5 protein-coding genes and 1 pseudogene are annotated in these 6430 nt (G+C 72.8%); 1 reads left to right on the top strand and 5 read right to left on the bottom strand.

Annotation, left to right across the window (positions count from 1 at the left end; translation table 11 throughout):
• Positions 1–176: 176 nt before the first annotated feature.
• Positions 177–1322 carry a galactonate dehydratase gene (gene dgoD, locus ACFWWU_RS20555; protein WP_384147238.1) on the bottom strand — a complete coding sequence of 382 codons (1146 nt, stop codon included), beginning with the start codon at positions 1320–1322 and terminating at the stop codon, positions 177–179.
• 143 nt (positions 1323–1465) lie between these two features.
• Here dgoD and ACFWWU_RS20550 point away from each other — a divergent pair.
• Positions 1466–2645, top strand: a pseudogene (locus tag ACFWWU_RS20550) (RNA-guided endonuclease InsQ/TnpB family protein).
• Between the two features lie 13 nt (positions 2646–2658).
• On the opposite strand, the gene ACFWWU_RS20545 reads toward ACFWWU_RS20550, so the two are convergent.
• The 4 genes from ACFWWU_RS20545 to ACFWWU_RS20530 all read right to left on the bottom strand — a co-directional run bounded on the left by ACFWWU_RS20545 (position 2659) and on the right by ACFWWU_RS20530 (position 6383).
• Positions 2659–3411 carry an SDR family NAD(P)-dependent oxidoreductase gene (locus tag ACFWWU_RS20545; RefSeq protein ID WP_384147237.1) on the bottom strand — a complete coding sequence of 251 codons (753 nt, stop codon included), beginning with the start codon at positions 3409–3411 and terminating at the stop codon, positions 2659–2661.
• Positions 3412–3479: 68 nt separating this feature from the next.
• Complete coding sequence (locus tag ACFWWU_RS20540) at positions 3480–4442, bottom strand: sugar kinase (protein WP_384147236.1); 963 nt, start codon at positions 4440–4442, stop codon at positions 3480–3482.
• On the bottom strand, positions 4439–5113 hold the full coding sequence (locus ACFWWU_RS20535) for a bifunctional 4-hydroxy-2-oxoglutarate aldolase/2-dehydro-3-deoxy-phosphogluconate aldolase (protein WP_384147235.1): 675 nt from the start codon (positions 5111–5113) through the stop codon (positions 4439–4441). The genes ACFWWU_RS20540 and ACFWWU_RS20535 overlap by 4 nt, the downstream gene beginning before the upstream one ends.
• A gap of 364 nt (positions 5114–5477) precedes the next feature.
• Positions 5478–6383, bottom strand: coding sequence for an SMP-30/gluconolactonase/LRE family protein (locus ACFWWU_RS20530; RefSeq protein ID WP_384147234.1), 906 nt, complete (start codon positions 6381–6383; stop codon positions 5478–5480).
• Positions 6384–6430: the final 47 nt, after the last annotated feature.

Here is a 6430-nt window from a genome sequence, read left to right as displayed (position 1 = left end):
TTACTTTTTCTTTCTGGGCGTGTTCCCCTTTATAAACTTTTTGTCCAGGTTTCCCCGGGGGGCTAAACCCCCCCGTACTGGCCCGGGGGGGGGGGGGGTCCGCCCCCGGTTTAACCCCCCCACTGCACGGGGGGGGGGGGCGGGTCACCCCCCCCCCCCCCTCCGCGTTGTCGTGACTACCACTCGGCGAGCGAGCCGTCGTCCCGTCGCCACGCCGGGTTGCGCCAGCGGTGGCCGACCTCGGCGGCCCGCTCGACCGCCTTCTCGTCGACCTCGATACCGAGCCCCGGTCCGCTCGGCAGGGCCACGTGCCCGTCCTCGTACCGGAAGACCGTCGGGTCCACGAGGTAGTCGAGCAGATCGGAACCGGTGTTGTAGTGGATGCCGAGGCTCTGCTCCTGGATCAGCAGGTTCGGCGCGGCGAAGCCGACCTGGAGGCAGGAGGCGAGCGCGATCGGCCCCAGCGGGCAGTGCGGGGCGAGGGAGACGTCGTACGCCTCCGCCATCGCGGCGATCCTGCGCACCTCCGAGATGCCGCCCGCGTGCGAGAGGTCCGGCTGCGCGACCGCGATGCCCTGGTCGAGGACCTTCTTGAAGTCCCAGCGGGAGTAGAGGCGTTCGCCCGTCGCGATGGGGATGGAGGTGGACCGCACGATGTCGCCGATGTGGTCGCTCATCTCCGGGACGACCGGCTCCTCCACGAAGAAGGGCAGGTACGGCTCCAGGAGCGGGAGGACGCGGCGGGCCATCGGCGCGGTGAGGCGGCCGTGGAAGTCGATCGCGATGTCGAAGTCGTCGCCGACGGCCTCGCGGATGGAGGCGACGCGGTCGACGATGCCGTGGACGGCCGCCGGGGTGTCGATGAGCCGCAGCTGCGCGGAGGCGTTCATCTTGATCGCGGTGAAGCCCTGGTTCTTCCGCGCCAGCGCCTCCGAGGCGACCTCGTCGGGCCGGTCGCCGCCGATCCAGCTGTAGACCCGGGCGCGGTCGCGGACGTTGCCGCCGAGGAGCTGCCAGACCGGGACGCCGAGGGCCTTGCCCGTGATGTCCCAGAGGGCCTGGTCGATGCCGGCGACGGCGCTGGAGAGGACCGGGCCGCCGCGGTAGAAGCCGCCCTTGGTGAGGACCTGCCAGTGGTCCTCGATCTTCATCGGGTCCTGGCCGATCAGGTAGTCGGAGAGCTCCTCGACGGCGGCGGCGACGGTGTGCGCGCGGCCCTCGACGACGGGCTCGCCCCAGCCCGTGATGCCCTCGTCGGTCTCGACGCGCAGGAAGCACCAGCGCGGGGCGACGAGGTACGTACGCAGGGAGGTGATCTTCACTGGATTCCTCCCAGGTGGCCATGGGCTTCAGCCCCGGGAGGAATGAGTCCTTGGAGCGGAGCCGTGAAGCGGCGAAGTTCGCTATTCATACGCTCTGACCTGTACTTTCCTTCGTTGTCAGTGGTAGCCGTTAGGTTTCGGTCATGACGGCAGCAGAGGTGAGGGAGGGTGCCGGGTACGCCCGGTGGACCTACCGGCTGCGTGTGTCGTCCACCGCATGTGCCGCGCTGGAAGCGGAGTGGGCGCGGTGTCGGTGGGTCTGGAATGAGTCCGTGGCCAAGGCGAAGGCCGTGCACACGCACAACACGTCCAACGAACGCGTGGCTGCGCGAGGGGTCTTCGGTTCCACAGCAGCAGTTGATCCGCGACTTCGGAAAGTCCCGGGCCAAGGCACTCAAGGACATCAAGGCCCGGCTGCCGCAGCGGCAGCGAGCCGGGATGCCCAGGTACAAGAAGAAGCACCAGGCGCACCCGAGCCTGAATTACACCCGGCACGGCTTCCGCCTCAAGGACGGTCGTCTGTATCTCGCCGGCCGGATCGTGCTGACGGTGGTGTGGTCGCGGGAGCTGCCCAAGTCCCCTTCCAGCGTGCGTGTGTACCGGGACACCCTCGGGCACTGGTATTGCTCGTTCGTCATGGCCGCCACCACCGAAGCCCTGCCCGCCACAGGGGACGTGATCGGCATCGACTGGGGCGTGCAGGAGACCGCGACCACCACATCCGACGCCCACGACCTCCCCCACGCCCAACACGGCAGGAAGGCCGCTGCCAAGCTGGCGCACTACCAGCGGATGATGGCCCGCCGCTGCGCACCTCGGGGGAAGGCCCAGACGCGGGGCTACCGCGAGGCACAGCGCCAGGCCGCGAAGCTCCATAAGAAGGTGGCCCGGCAGCGGCAGGACGCTGCCCGCAAGTGGGCCAAGCGCGTGGTCCGCGACCATGACGCCCTCGCGGTCGAGGACTTCCGGCCGAAGTTCCTCGCCAAGTCCACCATGGCACGCAAGGCAGCGGACGCCGCGATCGGCGCCGCCAAGCGTGCCCTCGTCGAGATGGGCCGCAAGCACGGCCGGACCTTGCACCTTGTCCACCCCGCGTACACCACCATGGACCGCGCACAGTGCGGAGCAAGAACCAAGCACGCGCTACCTCTCTCAGAACGAACCTACGCGTGCACCGCGTGCGGAGCCGTGTCCCCCAGGGACAAGAACTCCGCGCGCGTCATGCTCGCCCGGGCTGGTCTCAACCCGGCTGGTGCTGATCGTGTAAGAGCTGACGGACCGCCGGTCCGCAGCCCACGTGAGCCAGGAATCCCCATCCCTTGAGGGAGGGGAGGAGTCAATTGGATTCCTTCTTCACGGTCCAGCCGCCGTCGACGACCAGGTTCGTTCCGGTGATGTAGGAGGCGTCGGCGGAGGCGAGGAAGGCGACGGCTGACGCCACCTCCTCGGGTCGGCCGAGCCGGGCGAGCGCGGTCGCGTCGGCGGAGATCCGCCGTCCCTCCTCGTCGACGTCGTTCCACACATCGGTGAGGATCGGGCCGGGCAGGACGGAGTTGAAGCGCACGTCCGGGCCGTACTCGACGGCGAACTGCCGTACCAGCGCGCACATTCCGCCCTTCGCGGCGGCGTAGGCGGGATAGCCCGGCAGGCCGAAGTCGGCGTGGACGCTGGACGTGGCGATGAGGCTGCCGCCCTCGGCGCGGAGGTCGTCGAGGAAAGTGCGGGTGGCGAGGTAGAGGGCCCGCAGGTTGACCGCCATCTCCCGGTCCCAGACGGCGACGGGGAGTTCGTGGGCGGCGGCCGTGGTGTGGGTGAAGGCGTTGCTGTGGAGGATGCCCACCGGCCCGAAATGGGCATGGGCCTCCTCGCGCAGTGCCGTCCAGTCCTCCTCGGAGGAGACGTCGCAGCGTACGTAGGCGGCTCGGCCGCCGTCGGCGCGGATCGCCGCGGCGACGGCCTCGCCGGCCTTGTCGGCGATGTCGGAGACGAGGACCGCGGCGCCCTCGGCGGCGAGTCGGGCGGCGCTCGCGGCGCCGATGCCCGAGGCCGCGCCGGTGACGACGGCGGTCCGTCCGGAAAAACGGTTCATGGAGGTCCTTGTGGTGCCGGCTCGAAGGTGGGGTGGTGCGGGAGGTGGGGAAGGTGCGGGAGGTGGGCTCAGCGGCTGATGTCCTGCGCGGCGAGCAGGCCGAGCTCGGCGCGGCGCGGGAGGCCCTCCCAGTCGCCGGGGACGGAGACGGCGAAGGCGCCGCAGAGCGCGGCGAGTCGGAGGCGTTCCGGGGCCGGGGCGCCGTCGAGGACGGCGGCGAGGTAGCCGGAGACGAAGGCGTCGCCCGCTCCGACGGGGTCGACCGCGGTGACGGGTACGGCCTGTCGGACGTGGAGCTCGTCGTCGGCGACCGCGAGCGCCCCGGCGGCGCCGAGCTTGAGGACGGCCTGCGCGGGGCCGAGCCGGGTGAGGGCGCGGGCCATCCGCTCCGGCTCGTCCTCGGGTACCTCGGGCACGAAGAGGGAGGCCTCCTCGGGTCCGGCGAAGACGATGTCGGCGTACGGGAGGAGGCGGGCGAGGACGTCGGCGGCCTCGGCACGGCTCCAGAGGCGCTCGCGGTGGTTGACGTCGAAGGAGACGGTGACGCCGGCGGCGCGGGCGAGCGCGACGGCGTGCTCGACGGCGGCACGGGCGGTGGGGCTCAACGCCGGTGTGATGCCGGTGACATGGAGGATCCGGGCGCCCGCGATCCGCGCCTCGTCCAGGTCCTCGGGGGCGAGCCGGGAACCGGCGAGTCCGGCGCGGTAGTAGGTGACGCGGAGCCGGTCGGCGGTGCGCCGTTCGCGGAGCATCAGGCCGGTGGGCGCCACCGGGTCCGTACGGGCGCCGGAGACGTCGACGCCCTCGGCGCGGAGTCCGGCGAGGACCATCGCGCCCGCCGCGTCCGCCCCGACGCGGCCGGTCCAGGCGGTGCTGTGGCCGAGGCGGCTGACGCCGATGGCGACGGTCGCCTCGGCGCCCGCCCAGCCGAGGCGCAGGGGCGCCCCCGTGGCGAGCGGCCCGGGTGAGGTGGCGGCGGCGACCGCCATGACCTCGCCGAGGGTGACGAGTTCGGGCCCCGGTCGCGTCATCGGCGTATCCCGTCGAGGAAGGCCGCCGCGCGCTCGGCGAGGGCCGCCAGGGAGCCGCCCTCGCAGGCGTCCCCGACGAGGGGGCCGCCGACACCGAGGGCGGCGGCGCCTGCGGCGAGGTAGGCGGGGGCGTCGGCGGCGCCGATGCCCCCGGTCGGGACGAGGGGGATGTCGGGCAGCGGGGCGCGTACGGCGCGGAGGTACTCCGGTCCCCCGGTCGCGGCGGGGAAGAGCTTCACCATGGTGGCTCCGGCCCGCCAGGCGGTGAGGATCTCGGTGGGGGTGTACGCGCCGGGGAGCACCGGGACGTCCAGGCGGACGGCTTCGGCGATGACCTCGGTGGAGGTGGTCGGGGTGATGAGGTAGGTGGCTCCGGCCTCGACGGCGGCATGGGCCTCGGCGGGCGTGGTCACCGTGCCCGCGCCGAGGGCGAGCCCGGGCGGGGCGTCGGCGGCGAACTCGCGCAGCGCGTCGAGGACTCCGGGCGTGGTGAGGGTGAACTCGGCGGCCCGGACCCCGGACGCCCGGAGCGTGTCGGTGACCTCGGCGAAGCGGGTGGCGGAGGTGGAGCGGAGGATCGCGATGACGGGGGCGGCGGCCAGCGCGACGCGCAGCGCTTCGTGGGCGGCGCTGGGGGCGGGCGGGGCGGCTGTCTCGTGTGGGGTGGGCATGGCGAGGTGCTTCCTTGTGGGTCGGATCGCGTTCGGGCCGGGGCGGCGGACGGGTCGGCGGGCGGCGTAGGGGTCGGCGGTGCCGTCCGGCGTCGGCGGACGTCGTACGGAGTCGGCCGTGCGGGGCCTGCCGGCGAAGGTCGTACGGAGTCGGCCGTACGGGGCCTGCCGACGAAGGTCGTACGAAGTCGGCCGTACGGGGCCTGCCGACGAAGGTCGTACGAAGTCGGCCGTACGGGGCCTGCCGACGAAGGTCGTACGAAGTCGGCCGTGCGGGGCCTGTTTGCGGAGGTCGTACGGAGTCGGCGTGCGGGGTCGGCGGGCGGCGGCGGAGGTCGTCGGCGTACAGGGGTGGCGTGCGCCGTCAGTGGTCGGCGTACGGGGTGGTGGGCAGGCCGGTGGCGCCGGGGCGGCAGACGAAGAGGCGGCCGGCGTCGGGCTCGGCGCGCAGCCGCTCCTCGTCGAGGCCCGCGGTGGCCGTGGTGATGACGAGGACGTCGCGTGCGGGTCCGACGAAGGCGCAGCTCGTCACGTGCGAGGCGGGCACCTCCACGCGCGCGTGGAGGGTGCCGTCGGCCGTGAAGGCGAGGACTTCGCCGCCTCCCCACACCGCCACCCAGACGCGTCCGGCGCTGTCGACGGTGAGTCCGTCGGGGACGCCCCGGTCGAGGACGGCGAAGGGGCGCCGGTCGCTCAGGGCGCCGCTCTCCGGGTCGTAGGCGAAGACGTCGACGCGGCCGGTGGGGCTGTCGGCGTAGTAGAGGCGGCTGCCGTCGGGGCTCCATCCGAGGCCGTTGGAGATGGTGACGGAGTCGAGCAGGGTGACGAGTCCGTCGCCGTCGAGGCGGTAGAGGGCGCCCGCGCCGGGGCTCTCGTCGTACGCCATGGTTCCGGCGAGGAGCCGGCCCGCGGGGTCGACGGCGGCGTCGTTCATGCGGCGCGGCAGGCCGTCGTCGGGGAGGACGGGCGCGGCGAGTTCGACGGCCTCGGAGACCGGGCGGTCCTCGTCCAGGCGGAGGACGGCGGTGCCCGCGGCGGCGAGGAGGGCTCCGGAGGCGCAGAGGGCGACGGCGCCGACGGGGCGGTCGAAGCGGAGGGTGGCGACGGGCGCGAGGTCCGGCCCTTCCTCTCCGTCGGTCAGGCCGGCCCGGTGGACCAGCCCTTCCGGGATGTCCACCCAGAGGACCTCTTGGCGCCGTTCGTCCCAGAGGGGACCTTCCGTCAGGCGTCCGGGCAGGGGGGAGCAGGGCACGGCCCTGAGGTGCAGCATCTGTCCTCCTCGGTTGGCTCCTCAAAAACTAGGGCTTCGTCTAACGG

This window comes from Streptomyces sp. NPDC058650 (genome assembly GCF_042717315.1).
GTDB lineage: Bacteria > Actinomycetota > Actinomycetes > Streptomycetales > Streptomycetaceae > Streptomyces.
Note: the sequence above shows the minus strand (reverse complement) of the source record. Positions and strands in the feature narration are given on the sequence as shown.

Excerpts from the sequence above, each read along its gene's own strand:
- ACFWWU_RS20545 (WP_384147237.1), bottom strand. The coding sequence starts at position 3,411 with ATGAACCGTTTTTCCGGACGGACCGCCGTCGTCACCGGCGCGGCCTCG.
- ACFWWU_RS20530 (WP_384147234.1), bottom strand. The coding sequence starts at position 6,383 with ATGCTGCACCTCAGGGCCGTGCCCTGCTCCCCCCTGCCCGGACGCCTG.
- ACFWWU_RS20535 (WP_384147235.1), bottom strand. The coding sequence starts at position 5,113 with ATGCCCACCCCACACGAGACAGCCGCCCCGCCCGCCCCCAGCGCCGCC.
- ACFWWU_RS20540 (WP_384147236.1), bottom strand. The coding sequence starts at position 4,442 with ATGACGCGACCGGGGCCCGAACTCGTCACCCTCGGCGAGGTCATGGCG.